General features: G+C 61.7%; 12 protein-coding genes and 1 riboswitch. Of the genes, 3 read left to right on the top strand and 9 right to left on the bottom strand.

Annotated features, from left to right (window positions below; translation table 11 throughout):
* Nucleotide 1: 1 nt before the first annotated feature.
* Nucleotides 2–3,763, bottom strand: coding sequence for a cobaltochelatase subunit CobN (cobN, locus tag E5221_RS13670; protein WP_247847661.1), 3,762 nt, complete (start codon nt 3,761–3,763; stop codon nt 2–4).
* Between the two features lie 3 nt (nt 3,764–3,766).
* A complete protein-coding gene (gene cobW / locus E5221_RS13665; RefSeq protein ID WP_013972502.1) occupies nt 3,767–4,834 on the bottom strand; it encodes a cobalamin biosynthesis protein CobW in 1,068 nt (355 codons plus the stop codon).
* A 99-nt stretch (nt 4,835–4,933) separates the two neighbouring features.
* A riboswitch (cobalamin riboswitch) is annotated at nt 4,934–5,147 on the bottom strand.
* Between the two features lie 282 nt (nt 5,148–5,429).
* Here cobW and E5221_RS13660 point away from each other — a divergent pair.
* Nucleotides 5,430–6,449, top strand: a complete 1,020-nt coding sequence (locus E5221_RS13660; RefSeq protein ID WP_013972500.1) for a branched-chain amino acid aminotransferase — start codon at nt 5,430–5,432, stop codon at nt 6,447–6,449.
* 253 nt (nt 6,450–6,702) lie between these two features.
* Here the strand turns inward: E5221_RS13660 and E5221_RS13655 are convergent, their stop codons facing one another.
* On the bottom strand, nt 6,703–7,131 hold the full coding sequence (locus tag E5221_RS13655) for a multidrug/biocide efflux PACE transporter (RefSeq protein WP_182329257.1): 429 nt from the start codon (nt 7,129–7,131) through the stop codon (nt 6,703–6,705).
* Between the two features lie 92 nt (nt 7,132–7,223).
* Between E5221_RS13655 and E5221_RS13650 the strand changes: the two genes are divergently transcribed.
* Nucleotides 7,224–8,087, top strand: a complete 864-nt coding sequence (locus E5221_RS13650; RefSeq protein WP_247847660.1) for a LysR family transcriptional regulator — start codon at nt 7,224–7,226, stop codon at nt 8,085–8,087.
* A gap of 66 nt (nt 8,088–8,153) precedes the next feature.
* On the opposite strand, the gene E5221_RS13645 is transcribed toward E5221_RS13650, so the two are convergent.
* The 6 genes from E5221_RS13645 to E5221_RS13620 form a co-directional block, all read right to left on the bottom strand.
* Complete coding sequence (locus tag E5221_RS13645) at nt 8,154–9,167, bottom strand: RHS repeat-associated core domain-containing protein (protein WP_247847659.1); 1,014 nt, start codon at nt 9,165–9,167, stop codon at nt 8,154–8,156.
* A 129-nt stretch (nt 9,168–9,296) separates the two neighbouring features.
* A complete protein-coding gene (locus tag E5221_RS13640) occupies nt 9,297–10,325 on the bottom strand; it encodes an RHS repeat-associated core domain-containing protein (protein WP_247847658.1) in 1,029 nt (342 codons plus the stop codon).
* 340 nt (nt 10,326–10,665) lie between these two features.
* Nucleotides 10,666–11,712 carry an RHS repeat-associated core domain-containing protein gene (locus E5221_RS13635; protein ID WP_247847657.1) on the bottom strand — a complete coding sequence of 349 codons (1,047 nt, stop codon included), beginning with the start codon at nt 11,710–11,712 and terminating at the stop codon, nt 10,666–10,668.
* Nucleotides 11,713–11,949: 237 nt separating this feature from the next.
* Complete coding sequence (locus E5221_RS13630) at nt 11,950–12,843, bottom strand: DUF2950 domain-containing protein (protein WP_061552191.1); 894 nt, start codon at nt 12,841–12,843, stop codon at nt 11,950–11,952.
* A complete protein-coding gene (locus E5221_RS13625) occupies nt 12,840–14,297 on the bottom strand; it encodes a DUF3300 domain-containing protein (RefSeq protein WP_247847656.1) in 1,458 nt (485 codons plus the stop codon). The genes E5221_RS13630 and E5221_RS13625 overlap by 4 nt, the downstream gene beginning before the upstream one ends.
* Nucleotides 14,298–14,623: 326 nt before the next feature.
* A complete protein-coding gene (locus tag E5221_RS13620) occupies nt 14,624–15,283 on the bottom strand; it encodes a VIT1/CCC1 transporter family protein (protein WP_247847655.1) in 660 nt (219 codons plus the stop codon).
* A 122-nt stretch (nt 15,284–15,405) separates the two neighbouring features.
* Between E5221_RS13620 and E5221_RS13615 the strand changes: the two genes are divergently transcribed.
* Nucleotides 15,406–15,657, top strand: a complete 252-nt coding sequence (locus E5221_RS13615; protein ID WP_247847654.1) for a hypothetical protein — start codon at nt 15,406–15,408, stop codon at nt 15,655–15,657.
* Nucleotides 15,658–15,681 lie beyond the last annotated feature (24 nt).

Raw genomic sequence — 15,681 nt, 5'->3', positions numbered from 1 at the left:
TTCAAGCCTGTTCCTCGCCGTCGAGCAGTTGTTCCTCGAGGGCTTCGCGGTAGTCACCCGGTGCCTGCCACAGACCGCGCTGCTGGGCCTCCAGCAAACGCTCGGTAAGGTCGCGCAGGGCCTCGGGGTTGTGCTCGCGCATGAAGTCGCGGGTCGCCGGGTCGAGCACGTAGGCATCGGCCAGCGCCTGGTAATGATGGTCGTCTATCAGTTGCGTGGTGGCGTCGAAGGCGAACAGGTTGTCGACCGTCGCCGCCATCTCGAAGGCGCCCTTGTAGCCGTGGCGCTTGGCCCCGTCGATCCATTTCGGGTTCAGCGCTCGGGCGCGGATGACCCGGTTCAGCTCTTCCTTGAGGGTACGGATGCGCGGCCGGTCGGCCTGGCTATGGTCGCCGTGATAACTGGCAACTGCCGCACCGGACAAGGTTTCCGACGCCGCCAGCATGCCACCCTGGAACTGGTAGTAGTCGTTGGAATCGAGCAGGTCGTGTTCGTGGTTGTCCTGGTTCTGCAGCACCGCCTGCACCTTGGCCAGGCGCTGGGCGAACTGGGCTCGGGCCGGGGTTCCGTCGTCGCTGGCGCCGTAGGCATAGCCGCCGTGATTGAGGTAGACCTCGGCCAGGTCGTCGCGGCTGTGCCACAGGCGCCCGTCGATGGCGTTCTGCACCCCGGCGCCGTAGGCCCCGGGCTTGGCACCGAACACCCGCCAACCCGCCTGGCGCGCAGCCTGCTCGGGGTCCACGCCCTGCGCCTGCAGCGCGGCACGCTCGCTACGCACGCGGGCAGCCAGGGGGTTGAGATCGTCGGGCTCATCCAGCGCGGCCACGGCCTGCACTGCGGCATCGAACAGGCGGATGAGGTTGCCGAAGGCATCACGGAAAAAGCCGGAAACGCGCAAGGTCACGTCCACCCGCGGGCGGTCGAGCAGGCTGAGTGGCAGGATCTCGAAATCGTCTACCCGCTGGCTGCCCGTGGCCCACACCGGACGCACGCCCATCAGCGCCATGGCCTGGGCGATGTCATCACCGCCGGTACGCATGGTTGCCGTGCCCCACACCGAAAGACCGAGCTGGCGCAGGTGATCGCCGTGGTCCTGCAGATGGCGCTCCAGGATCAGGTTGGCGGAGGCGAAGCCCAGGCGCCAGGCGGTGGTGGTGGGCAGGTTGCGCACGTCCACGGTATAGAAGTTGCGACCGGTGGGCAGCACGTCCAGGCGACCACGACTGGGTGCGCCACTGGGGCCGGCGGGCACGAAACGCCCGGCCAGCGCCGCCAGCAGGCCATCCATTTCGGCGCTGCCGCAGGCGTCCAGGCTGGGTGCCACCGATTCTCGCAGCGTCCGTACCACATCGTGCACCGGCTGCCATTCGCTCTGGGCAGGTAAATGCACGGTGCCGCACAGCGCCTGGTCGATCAACTGCAGCGCCAACAGTTCGAGGCGTTCGCGGGTATCGCCACAGGTGCGCCAAGGCTCGCTGCTCATGGCCTGCAGTTGTTCCGGACGTGGCCCTTGCCACGGCTGGCCAAGTTCGCAATCGAGCGGATCGAAGCCTGGCACCAGCGCCTTGGCCAGGGCCCGCAACAGGCTGGCATTGCCACCGCGACCGTCGCCACGCTCGACCCTTAACAGCGCCAGCAAGGTATCCAGCCGCAGCCGGCCTTCCGGGGACTGGCCGAACACATGCAGGCCATCGCGAATCTGCGATTCCTTCAGGTCGCACAGGTAGGTATCCAGGCGTGGCAGCCACACGGCGGCATCGTCCAGCTGGCCTTCCAGCTGCAGTTCACGGTCAATGTGATTGGCCTTGACCAGTTCGAGAATGTCGCGCTGCAACTCGCGAGCGCGCCGCGGGTCGAGCAGCTGCGCTTCGTAGAACTCGTCGGCCAATTGCTCCAGGTGGCGCAACGGGCCGTAGGTTTCGGCACGGGTCAGCGGCGGCATCAGGTGGTCGATGATCACCGCCTGGGTGCGGCGCTTGGCCTGGGCACCCTCGCCCGGGTCGTTGACGATGAACGGGTAGATGTTCGGCAACGGGCCGAGCAAGGCGTCCGGCCAGCACTGCGCCGACAACCCGACGCCCTTGCCGGGCAGCCATTCGAGGTTGCCGTGCTTGCCGACATGGATCACCGCGTCGGCGGCAAAGGCATGGCGCAGCCAGAAGTGAAATGCCAGGTAGCCGTGGGGTGGTACCAGGTCCGGGTCGTGGTACACCGCGCTGGGGTCCACCTGGTAACCGCGCGCCGGCTGGATGCCGACAAAGGTCAAGCCAAAGCGCAGGCCGGCCACCATCAGCCGGCCACTGCGGTACATCGGGTCCTGCTGCGGCGGCCCCCAGCGTTCCAGCACGGCCTGGCGGTTTGCCTCTGGCAGGCGCTCGAAGGCGGCCTGGTAGTCGGCCAGGCTCAGGCTCTGCGCGCAGGGGCGCAGGTCCAGCTGGTCGAGGTCGTTGGTCACGCCACCGAGCAACTGATGGATCAGCTGCGTGCCGCTGCCCGGCAAGTCGGCCAGCGGATAGCCTTCGGCCTGCAGGGCCTTGAGTATGTTCAGCGCGGCCGCTGGCGTGTCCAGGCCAACGCCATTGCCAATACGGCCGTCCCGAGTCGGATAGTTGGCCAGCACCAGGGCTACGCGCTTCTGCGCATTCGGCAGGCGCGCCAGCTCGACCCAGCGGCGGGCCAGTTCGGCGACAAAGTCCATGCGCTCGGGGTGGGCGCGGTAGCAGACCACATCGGACTGGCTGCGCTCGCTGCGCCAGGCCATGTCCTTGAAACTGACCGGGCGGGTGATGATGCGCCCGTCCAGTTCGGGCAAGGCGATGTGCATGGCCAGGTCACGCGCCCCCAGGCCCTGCTCGCTGGCTTCCCAGCCGGGCTGGTTGTCTTGCGCGCAGATGGCCTGCAGCACCGGGATGTCGCGACGGAACGGGCGCAGGTTGGGGCGCTCGGGGCTGGACAGGGCAAAGCCGGTGGTGTTGACCAGCACTTCGGCCCCCACCTCGTCCAGCCAGGCTTCGACCTGCTCCAGGCAGGCGCTTTCCTTGAGGCTGGCCACGGCGATCGGCAACGGGTTGAGCCCGGCGGCCTGCAGGCGCTGGCAGAACACATCGATGAACGCGGTATTGGCCGCCTGCAGGTGCGAGCGGTAGAACAGCAGTGGCGCCACCGGCTGTTCGGGATGCCACTGCGGGTACCAATCCTCCAGCGTGGCGCTGCCCTTGGCCGGGTGATACACGGCAGTGCGCGGCAGCGGCTGCGGCTCGTCCCAGGCATAGTCGCGGCCCAGCCACTGGCTGGCCAGGCAGTTGAACAGGTTGATGGCATTGGCCTTGCCGCCCTGGCGCAAGTAGTGCCAGAGGCGTTCGGCCTGCTCGCCGCTGACACTGCCCAGGCTGGTCAGCTCCGGGTCCGGGCGGTCGTCACCCGGCACCAGGATCAGCTGCACGCCACGGCCGGCCAGCTCGACCAACTGCTCGACGCCATAGCGCCAGTAGCCGACGCCACCGTGCAGCGACACCAGGATGACCTTGGCATGGCGCAGCACCTGGTCGACGTACAGGTCGACCGAGGCATGGTTCTGTACCTGCATCGGGTTGGCCAGGCGCAGGCTGGGGTAATCCTCGGGCAATTGCTCGGCGGTATCGGCGAGCAATGCCAGGTGCGAATCGCCGCTGCAGAGAATCACCAGCTCGGCGGGCGTCTGGCCGAGGTCGGCAATGCTGTCATCCGGCACGAAGCCGCCGGGCTGGGTCCGCAGCAGGTGCATGGGTCAGGCGCCCAGTGCCTGGCGCAGGCGCGCTTCCAGCTGGGCGGCGTCGAGGTCCTGGCCAATCAGCACCAGGCGGGTGATGCGCGGTTCGTCGGCGCGCCAGGCGCGGTCGAAGTGCTTGTCGAAACGGGTGCCCACGCCTTGTACCAGCAGGCGCATCGGCTTGCCCGGGATGGCAGCGAAGCCTTTGGCACGCAGGATGCCGAATTCCACCACCAACTGGGTCAGGGCGTCGAGCAGCAGGCTTTCGTCGGCTTCGGGCAGGTCGATGGAGATGGAGTCGAAGGCGTCGTGGTCATGATCGTCATGGTCATCGCCGTCATGGTGGGAATCATGGTGGGTACGGCGACCATCGATGTGCGCCTCGGACTCGGCGCCCACACCCAGCAGCACCTCCAGCGGCAGCTTGCCGCTGCTGGCCTCGACAACCTTGACCGCCGGAGGCAGTTCTTCGGCCACCTCGGTGCGGACCTTGGCCAGGCCTTCGGCGTCGATCAGGTCGGCCTTGTTCAGCACCACCAGGTCGGCACTGGCCAACTGGTCGGCGAACAGTTCGTGCAGTGGCGACTCGTGGTCCAGGTTGGGGTCGAGCTTGCGCTGGGCATCGACCTGGTCCGGGTAGGCGGCGAAGGTGCCGGCGGCCACCGCAGGGCTGTCGACCACAGTGATCACCGCGTCGACGGTGCAGGCATTGCGGATTTCTGGCCACTGGAAGGCTTGCACCAGCGGTTTGGGCAGGGCCAGGCCGCTGGTTTCGATGAGGATATGGTCCAGGTCGCCACGGCGTGCCACCAGCTCGCGCATCACCGGGAAGAACTCTTCCTGCACGGTGCAGCAGAGGCAGCCGTTGGCCAGCTCGTAGACGCGGCCGGTGGCTTCTTCCTCGGTGCAACCGATGCTGCACTGCTTGAGGATTTCGCCGTCGATGCCCAGCTCGCCGAACTCGTTGACGATTACCGCAATGCGGCGGCCCTGGGCGTTGTCGAGCATGTGGCGCAGCAAGGTAGTCTTGCCCGAGCCGAGGAAGCCGGTGACGATGGTGACGGGGAGCTTGGCCAGTGTTTTCATGTCGCATTGCCCTTGGCAGATTGGCGCGGGCATGCAGGACGACAGCCGCAGGCCAGGCCGGCCGGGCTTGTTCGCCACCGGATCACCCCGCCCGGTTGAAAGTCGAAAACGTGACGAGGCAGGTCTCCTGGCTCGCACCGTTCCATGTACCCGCTGGTGCAGCGGGCTGGCGGGATGACGCCTTCCCGCGCGCGGGCGCAGTGGCTGTGTCGATCCGTTGTCGGTGCTTACAGTTGCGGGGGCAGCCGCGGCTTGTACCGCGTTCCCGTCTTAGCTTCGGCCTGGCCGAAGAACCTCGAAGTGGCAAGGCTACGCAGTGGCTGGCGGGTGGTCAACCATTGGCTCGCCTCGATTCTTGTAGCGCCTGTGAGATCGAGCGCCGCGCGGGCGGCGCTCGATCTCACAGGCCCTGAAAATGTTGTGGCGAGCACCTCGCAGCCCCACTGCAATACCCGCGCCGTGCCGCAATAAATGCATTGCAGGCTATCAATTCGTGACTGGCCGTTCCCGATCTGCCACGGATGTATTATGGTGGCGTGGTGCGCATATAACAGCAGCCCGAGCAATCGGGCACTTGCAAGACAATGAGGGTGTCATGAGCAACGAAAGCATTAATTGGGACAAGCTGGGTTTCGACTACATCAAGACCGACAAACGCTACCTGTCCGTATGGCGCAATGGCGAGTGGGACAAGGGCACCCTGACCGAAGACAACGTACTGCACATCAGTGAAGGCTCCACTGCCCTGCACTACGGCCAGCAGTGCTTCGAGGGCCTCAAGGCCTACCGTTGCAAGGACGGTTCGATCAACCTGTTCCGCCCGGACCAGAACGCCGCCCGCATGCAGCGCAGCTGCGCCCGCCTGCTGATGCCGCAGGTGCCGACCGATGTGTTCATCGAGGCGTGCAAGCAAGTGGTCAAGGCCAACGAGAAGTTCGTGCCACCGCATGGTAAAGGCGCCCTCTACCTGCGCCCGTTCGTGATCGGCACCGGTGACAACATTGGCGTGCGCACCGCCCCCGAGTTCATCTTCTCGATCTTCGCCATCCCGGTTGGCTCGTACTTCAAGGGCGGCATGAAGCCGCACAACTTCCAGATCTCCAGCTTCGACCGCGCAGCCCCGCAAGGCACCGGCGCGGCCAAGGTCGGTGGCAACTACGCCGCCAGCCTGCAGCCGGGTGCAGAAGCGAAGAAAGCCAACTTCGCCGACGCCATCTACCTCGACCCGCTGACCCACACCAAGATCGAGGAAGTCGGTTCGGCCAACTTCTTCGGCATCACCGCAAACAACGAGTTCGTCACCCCGAAATCGGCTTCGGTGCTGCCAGGCATCACCCGCCTGTCGCTGATGGAACTGGCGCAATCGCGCCTGGGCCTGACCGTGATCGAAGGCGATGTGGAAATCAACAAGCTGGACCGCTTCATCGAAGCCGGCGCCTGCGGTACCGCTGCGGTGATCACCCCGATCGGCGGCATCGAGTACAACGGCAAGCTGCACGTGTTCCACGACCTGGAAAAGGTCGGCCCGGTTACCCAGAAGCTCTACAACGAGCTGACCGGTATCCAGAGCGGTGACGTGGAAGCACCGGCTGGCTGGATCGTAAAGGTTGCCTGAGGCGCTTTAACGGTTTGAAAGACGGGGCATGCCAGCGATGGCATGCCCCGTTTTTTTATGGGCTGACGCGGTCAACTATAGATGGCACCGGCTGCGCCGGTGTTCGCGGCTAAAGCCGCTCCCACAGGGACAGCGCAAGCCTGAAGCCTGCGCCGCCCCTGTAGGAGCGGCCTTGTGTCGCGAAAGGGCTGCGAAGCAGCCCCAGGATATCCGCACAATGCACAAATCGAGGAGCAGCGCAGGCTGGTAGTTTTCATGCAAGGCGACGCTGCATCAGCAGGTGCCGGGTTTTGTCGAAGGCCCAGTTGTACAGCACGGTGTAGGGCAGGATGATCACGAAGAAGCCCAACTCCACCATGAACGCCTGCAGCAACGAAATCTCCAGCATCCACGCCGCCACCGGCAGGCACCACACCACCAGCCCGGCTTCGAAGCCCAGGCCGTGCACAAAGCGTGCGCTGGCCTTCCAGTGGATGCGCTCGACCTGCACGTAGCGGTCGACCAGCGCGTTGTAGACCATGTTCCACAGCATGGCGATCACCGACAGGGTCACCGCCAGCGCCCCCGCCGTCGCCAGCGACTTGCCCATGATCCAGGACAACAGCGGCGCACACAGCAGCACGGCGAACACTTCATAGCCGACGGCGTGAACCAGGCGTTCGGTGAAAGAGACATTTTTCATTGCAGATTCCATCCAGTGCGTGAGTCGTGCTTCCTATTTTCTTTGATAGAACTGATACTCGCGACATAGCTACCATCGGTTTTATCAATACCATGCGCTACTCACCCGAAGCTCTGGTCGCCTTTGTCGAAGCCGCATCGCTGGGTTCGTTCTCCGCTGCGGCGCGCAAGTTGCGCAAAAGCCAGTCCACCATCAGCATTGCCATCGCCAATTTCGAGGCCGATGTGGGTTGCCCGTTGTTCGAGCGTGGCGGTCGCCACCCTACTCTGAACGAGGCTGGGCGGCAGGTGCTGAGCCATGTGGAGGCGATTCTCGATGCCAGCGCCCAGCTCGATGCCCTGGCGGTGCGGCTGGCGGAAAACATCGAGGCACTGGTCTCGGTGGTGATGTCGGACAGCTACAGCGTGACCTTCCAGGGCGCGGTGATGGCCCGCTTCGCCCAGCACTACCCGCATACCGAGCTGCGCTGCGGCCCGTCGGAAGATGCCGATGTGATCGAACTGATCCAGCAGGGCCTGGCACACGTTGGCATTCTTGCCACCCAGCCCAGCTACCCCGCTGACGTTGCCGTGGCACGCTTGCCCGAGCAGGCAGAGTTTGGGGTGTACGTGGCCAGCGGGCATCCGTTGGCGGCTTTGCCCCAGGTGCAGACGCAGCACCTGGAGAACGTCCGGCAGCTGTATATCAAGACCTATGCTCCCAGCCTGCACCACGGTCGTGGCCAGGCCTGGTCGGCACCGGACTACCTTACCCTGCTGGAGTTCGCCGTGCGCGGGTTCGGCTGGGCCGAACTGCCCAGGGCGCTGGTGGCACGGTTTGGCAGTGGGCTGGTGGAGTTGCAGGTGGCGGGCTATCCACGGCGGGTGGATATGGACGTGGCCTGGTCCAGCCGGCGCGCGCTCGGGCCCGCGGGGCAGTGGCTGGTACGGCAGATGCTGGAAAATAGTCCGCAATAAAATTTTATTCAAAGGGCAATATGAAATGTGGCACGACTCGCGAATAAACTAATTAACCAATACAAATTATTCATTGGATGAATATTTATTAATTATTTTTCTCGCCCCTTTTCTGATATTATCAATTGTACCCAGCGTAATGTTCGGGAAAACTGTTTTTAATGTACCCGCAATACTAGCTCCGCTCTGCCTCGCGAACATTGCCAGTTGACGCGCCTGTCTACTTTCTTCAATCGTCATACCCGGAAACGTATACTCGTTTACCTGGTTCAGCTCGGTGAACCTAGCCAAACCAGCTGGATTAGCCTTTATAACAGGTCTCCCCTGGTGATTTTCAGGCAGACGCATGCTTGACGCCACAGGAGTTCCTGCATTGGATGAAGACAACTCTGCAACATGAGTCGTCATTGCACGATCCCGGGGGGTCACCATCGTATTCAATACCTGATCAGGCCGCGTCGAGTGCTTAGCTGGCGCAGCTTCTCGTTCAGGTGCGTAGGCCAGGTCCCAGCCTGGATGAGCATACATTTTATCAATCACTTCTTGAGGTGAGGGTCTTCCACTCTGGCCTAATGCCGGACGCTTGCTAAGAGTGTGACTTGGTGAAGGAAGTTTTCGTTTGAGCATATGCCCACTGGGATCACTGAAATTGACCGGATCACCCGCACAATAGGCATAACAGTTCAAGCCCCCCGCACCAAATGGGCTTTGGCTATCGGGACTCTGAAAACACATCAAGACCGGATTGAAGGCACGATAACCATTTCCGAGTAAATAGAGGTACCACAGCAGCAGGTGGCCATTGAATGCCGGTCGATGCAAGGGAATGTCATTGGGATTGTGATACCCATAGGCATTGTAAGTCACCGCCTCCGGCTGCCCCTGAGATCGGACGCCTACCACTGAATCCCCACTGTCTGCAGCCAGTAGTGCCGAGCGCGCTGTTTCCTGCTCCAGCCTGGTTTCTGCCAGGACGCCTGCCTGCCCTCTCATGCATACCACGGCAGCGTTGCCTGACAAAGCGGTGTGAACCCTGTCGTGCTGCATGAAAAAGCGCGTGTACTTCATTGGCGAGGTCATATCTGGCTCCCGTGGATGAGGTAGCCATATTTTCGCGTCGAACCCGATAAAACAACTGTCAGAAATGACAGGCACAGCTAACAAGCTTCACCAGACACATAGAAAGGGCAGAATTTTGGAAGAAGGTGACTACGACCGATGCAGCTTGAGCGCCTGCAGCATTGCTCTTCGCACATTAGCCACCTGTTTGGGACTAACATTAGCCCCTGCCTTTCTGATAGATTCCTGCACATTAGAATTCATACGAAGAGCCTCTATTATAACCTTGCGCACTGCTTTACTAGCATCAACGTCAAGTTTGCCAATAGGCCTAGTATTATTATTGTTATGCTCAACAAGAAATTTAATATCATTAGGATGCAGAGGCATACGCCTGTACTTCCAGGGATCCGATCTTAAACCCTCCCTACTTGCCGCCGCCGACGAGGACGCGACCGAAGAAACAGCAGAGCTTGTACTGGGCAACAGCTGAGCTTGATCAGAAGTTAATGCCAAATCGTGCCGCGAACCACTTTGCACAGGCGCAACCGAGGCATTCCACCCCGGCTGGGTATTCAATACTTCCCGTACTATTCTTTCCTCGGTTGCTGACGATAATCTTCGCCGTTTTACGCCTCCGGGATTCCAGCCGGGCTGGGAATTCAATGCATCCAATACGATTCGTTCCTGGGTTGCTGGCGACATACTTCTGCGTGGACTGGGCGATCTTGTGCGTACGTGCCCGCTGGGATCACTGAAATTGACCGGATCACCCGCGCAATAGGCATAACAGTTCAAGCCACCTGCGGCGAACGGGCTTTGGCTGTCGGGACTCTGAAAACACATCAAGACCGGATTGAAGGCACGATAACCATTCCCGTGTAAATAGAGATACCACAGCAGCAGGTGGCCATTGAATGCCGGTCGCTGCAAGGGAATATCATTGGGATTGTGATACCCATAGGCATTGTAGGTCACCGCCTCCGGCTGCCCCTGAGATCGGACGCCTACCACTGAATCCCCGCTGTCTGCAGCAAGTAATGCCGAGCGCGCTGTTTCTTGCTCCTGCCTGGTTTCTGCCAGAACGCCTGCCTGCCCTCTCATGCAGACCACGGCAGCGTCACCTGACAAAGCGGTATGAACCCTGTCGTGCTGCATGAAAAAGCGCGTGTACTTCATTGGCGAGGTCATATCTGGCTCCCGTGGATGAGGTAGACATATTTTCGCGTCGGGCCCGTTCAAACAACTGTTAGAAACCACAGGTATCCTTTCCGCAAAAAGACAAAAGACAGTTTGGCAACATGAGAGTCTGGCAACCTTGCAGCCCACCGCGGTGCAGGACTGCCCAAATGGAACAGAAACTGATTCAAGATTCAGCGCCCCTAGGAGCAGCCAGATGCTGCGAAGGAACCACACTGACAACATATATCTCGCCGCAGTTACTGATATATTAATAGTAAAAATTAGCCCTGAGATGCTTCGAAAGACTCACAAAAAGACAACTCACACTGAAATAGAGCTATCTCCGCTTTGGCCTGAACATCTTGAGCTCAGTCCTAATCCTACTCCGAATATTATACACCGCATTATCTGTAATACCTGTTTCCGCAGCCCTAAGAGATGCACGTAAATTACCACCTTCAGCAATAGCACTTATTGCAACTTCAAACAATCTTCTAGTCCGAAGAATATCATAACCCTTAATAGGAACTTCATTTCTCTCGTTATAACTTTCAAGAAATTTAACACGTGCAGAGGACAGAGGGGCACGACGCCCTATCCAGGAATCCTTTGAGCGCAGCACACTTGGTGCCGCCGACGATAATTCGGCCGAATAAATGTTAGAGCTTGCACCAGGCAAAGGCTCACCTTGAACCGAGGCTAATGCCAAATCGTGCTGCGAACCACTTTGCACTGGCGCAACCAAGGCATTCCAACCCGGCTGGGTATTCAATACTTCCCGTACTATTCTCTCCTCGGTTGCTGACGATAATCTTCGCCGTTTTACGCCTGCGGGATTCCAGCCTGGCTGGGAGTTCAATGCATCCAATACTATTCGTTCTTGGGTTGCTGGCGACATACTTCTAGGCGGACTGGACGACCTTGAGCGTACGTGCCCACTGGGATCACTGAAATTGACCGGATCACCCGCACAATAGGCATAACAGTTCAAGCCCCCCGCACCAAATGGGCTTTGGCTGTCGGGACTCTGAAAACACATCAAGACCGGATTGAACGCACGATAACCATTCCCGAGTAAATAGAGATACCACAGCAGCAGGTGGCCATTGAACGCCGGTCGATGCAAGGGAATGTCATTAGGATTGTGATACCCATAGGCATTGTAGGTCACCGCCTCCGGCTGCCCCTGAGATCGGACGCCTACCACTGAATCCCCGCTGTCTGCAGCCAGTAATGCCGAGCGCGCTGTTTCCTGCTCCAGCCTGGTTTCTGCCAGAACGCCTGCCTGCCCTCTCATGCAGACCACGGCAGCGTCACCTGACAAAGCGGTATGAACCCTGTCGTGCTGCATGAAAAAGCGCGTGTACTTCATTGGCGAGGTCATATCTGGCTCCCGTGGATGAGGTAGCCATATTTTCGCGTCGAACCCCATCAAACAACTGTCAGAAATGACAGGTACGGCTTTCGTGAAACGCCAACTGGCGGTATGAAAGCCAGGGCTACCTTGCAGCCCATAGGAACGAAGCCCCATCAGATGAGCGCCACCTTCTGCGCAGCGCAGTTTCAGTCGTCGGCTTCCATACTCGCAAACGAAACGATGCTGCTCAAAGGCCATGCAGAGTCAGTCATCCGCCGGCACATCCACCACCTTCCAACTGTCATCCGGATCGAAGCGTTTCATCTCCTTGGCCAGCTTGTCACCGTGCGGCCCGAGGTCTTTCTCGAACACCTCGCCGTCATGGCTGATCATGAAGCTCATCACCCCGGTGTCATCGTACCTGGCCGGCCAGGCAACCATGGCGAAGCCACGGCTCATCTGGTTGCCGATCAGGTAACTGTAGGCACCGCCAGGGGCGGATGGGCCCTGAGCATCGAGGATACGAAAGTGGTAGCCATACCAGTCGTCGCCAACCCGGTCCTGGCCGAACAGCGGGCCCAGCGGGCTGACCTGGCCATCGCCGTCGTCGTCCCAGTACAGCCCGTCATGCTTGCCGGGCTCGCTGAATATCTTCTGCGCGTATTCCAGCGCACCGTTGCCGTTGTGGTCCTGGGTGGCGTACTCCATTTGCGCATCGTGATAGGCCAGCATCGACTGCATGGCACCCAGCTCGTTGCGGCCAATACGCCGCGCGCGGATTTCGGCGCTGCCGGCCTTGAGGTCGAAACGCCAACCCTGGTCGCCTTTGGTCAACGGAATAGGCAACGTCCAGTGATCACTGCCCACCGCGAGGATGGCCTTGTTTGTACCCGACAGGTTGATGCTGTGCTGCGCGCGATACTGCGCAAGGAACGTGTCCACATCACTGCGTTGCACACCACCGCGCGGTATGTAGGCACGCCAGTCATCACCCAGCAACCGGGCCAGGCGGGCTTCATCAGGTTTCTCCTCGCCCAGCGCCGCAACAAAGGATTCCACGGCCTTCTCCGGTGTCGGGAAGGCTTCCTGCGCAGCGGCCAGGGATGACCATGTCATACCGGCTGCGATTACCAGTGCCGCTATCGTTTGACGGTTCATCGACGGCCACCTCCCCCGCGGCGTGCGGGCGCACTGGGCCGGGAAATCTGGTGCCCGGCGGCACGTGATGCGCTCGGTCGCTGGGCGAACGACTGGCTGGTGCGGCCACGGCTGGCCTGCACGCTGGTGCGCGAGGGTGAACGCACGCCGTCGAAGGCATTGTTACGCGCACGGCCAGCGGTATTGGAAGGCCGGTTTTGTGCCAGCTGCCGCCCCTGGCCTTCGCCCTGCCTGCGCTGGTTCACCTGGCTGTTCTGCTGGCGAGCCTGGGTGTTGCGGGTTTCCTGTCGACGGTCGGTTGCCCTGGGGTTGTCGCTACGAGGCTGCATGCGGTTGCCGACCGAATTGCCTGCCTGCGCCTCGCGCATCTGCTGGCGTGCCTGGCGGTTGCTGGTGGCCGGACGTTCGATGCCGGCCCGGTCCATCGACGCCCGGGCCTTGTCCCGCGCCTGGGCGCGTTGGGCGTCGTCACCGCGGAAGGCAGTACGCTGGGTGGCACCGTCCAGCTGGCGACCGTACTGCTGGCGGCTGCGAGAGTCGCGGTACGGCACGCCGTCGCGGTTGGCGGCGTTGTGCTGCCATTTGTTCTGGTTGTTGGTGATGCGGTTGTTGGCGTTGATGTTGTTGTAGCGGTTGACGTCGATGTCGATGTCGTTGTTGCCCCAGTCACAGTCGCCCCACAGCGAGGCTACAATCGCCACGCCGGTACCAAAGGCCAGGCCCGCCACCAGTGCAGAACCAGGGTAATACATGGGCGGTGGCGGGTAATACACCGGCGGCGAGGCCGGGTAGGCCCAGGTGCCGTAGCTGGTGGTCGGGTTGTAGCTGGGCACGTACACCACTTGCGGGTCGGCTGGCTCGATGATGATGGTGGTGGGCGGGCTACTGGCCGTAACCACCTGGGTACTGCTGCCGCTGGAGGCCGGTGCCGGGGCGGTCTGCACGGTCACGTTCTGGTACTGGTTGCTCTGCAGGTTGCCGGCGGCCTGGGCCTGGTGGCGCAGGCGCTGCACGCCGCCCATGACATCGTCGGGCTGCGCAAGGAAGGCGTCACCCAGGCGCTGTACCCAGACCGGGTCTTGCCCCAGGGTCGCCAGTACCTGCGGGAAGGCCACCAGCGCCTGTACACTCGGGTCCCAGGGCTGGTTCGCCACCTTCTTGACGGCATCGTCGCCGGTGGCCTTGGGGTTGGCCTTGGACCAGGTCACAGCTTCGCTCACCTGCCCCGGGTAAGTGGAGGCCATCAATACCTGTGCCAGCAGCGCATCGGGGTACAGCGCGATGGGTGCCAGCATCTGATCCAGTTGCTCCTGGGTGAACACCGGGTCCTTGGCCGCGACCGTGTCGGTTTGTGGTGCCGGGTCGGGGGCCGGTACATCCTCTGCCAGCACCAGGCCGGGCGTGGCACTCAGATACAGGATCACCGACAGGACCGCTGACAATGGCATGCGCATCGCATCTCTCCGTGAGATCAGGCCGCGTGGGTTAAGGGTAGCAATGGCGCTGCTTTTGGCCAGATACGGGGGCGCAAACTTTTCGCGCTCTAAGGGTGGGGTGGTTGCTGCTTTTGAATCTATATCAGGGCTGGGCTGAGATCTGTAATTGACTGTACCGGCCCTTTCGCGGGCACGCCCGCTCCCACAGGTACTCCACAATGTTCAAACCTGTGGTGATCCTGTGGGAGCGGGCGTGCCCGCGAAGAGGCCGGCGCATGCACAAGGCCGTATCCACAGCAAGGCCGTGAGCGCGCCCGCGACATAAAATACTGAGCGGGCGGTGCTCAACCGCCCAAGGCGATGATCGCCACGATCAGCAACGCCCCGACTACCGCCAGAACCACGCCGGTCAACAGGGTGCGGCCACCGGAATAGCGTGCCAGCAGCCAGCCCGCAAGGAAGAGCATGGCCAGGGCGACCAGGTTCGATACACGGATGGCCGTACCGGTGGTCTCGATCAGCAGGAACGGAATGACCATCGGGAAAGTTGCCAGTACCACGAGCAGGAAAGTGGCCAGGGCAGCCTTGAAATCATCCAGCCCCAGGCGTGCCGGCAGCGGGCGGCCAGCATCACGCAGCATGCGCCCGCGCAGCATCTCCAGCCCGTCTTCATCCAGTGCCAGGCCGATGCGCTCTGGCAGCGTATCGGCAATCAGCCTGCGCCCCTGGTTGATATCACCTGCTTGCAGGCGGGCCAGCAAGGTCCGACTGCGGGTGCGTTCGGTCCAGGTACGCAGCAGGTAGATGACGGCATCGGCCAGGCCCCAGGCCAGGTTGCAGCCGAGCGCGGCAATCAGCATCAGCCGCGCGTCTTCGCGCCCTGCCGTGGCCACGCTCAGCGAGCCGATGAAGGTCATCGCCATCAACAGGCCGAAGATGACTTCGGTGATCCGGTCGATCGGTTCCAGCGCGCCCCATTTTCGCGGTTGCTCGTCTTGCCCCATCGCACCCTCCCAGGAACCATCGATAGTCACTATCGAGAATGGCAATTTCTGCCGAACGACATGGCCGAATAACCTAGCTCCATCGACTCGCCGCCCACCACACCGGCCCCTGGAGCTACCTGATGAACACCTTGGCCCGCCTGCTGTCCGCCACCCTTGCCGTCATTGCCATCGCCATAACCAGCGGCTGTGCCGGCCACCCCGAACTGCGTCCCTACACCGCCGAAGAAACCCGTCAACTGCAACTGGAAGCCTTGCAACGCCGTGGCCTGTCGCTGGACGACTACGAGCAGCAACGGCGGGTAATCCAGCGTGCCGGCAACCTGCCCGTGGTGACCGAAGCCGCAGACGCCGACCGTTCGACCAAAGGCTGAATGGGCTAGCCGGCGGTTCCCTCC

This window comes from Pseudomonas sp. A2, from assembly GCF_023100865.1.
Lineage (GTDB): Bacteria > Pseudomonadota > Gammaproteobacteria > Pseudomonadales > Pseudomonadaceae > Aquipseudomonas > Aquipseudomonas asiatica.
The sequence above is the reverse complement of the archived record's forward strand: the minus strand, read 5'-3'. Positions and strand labels throughout refer to the sequence as shown.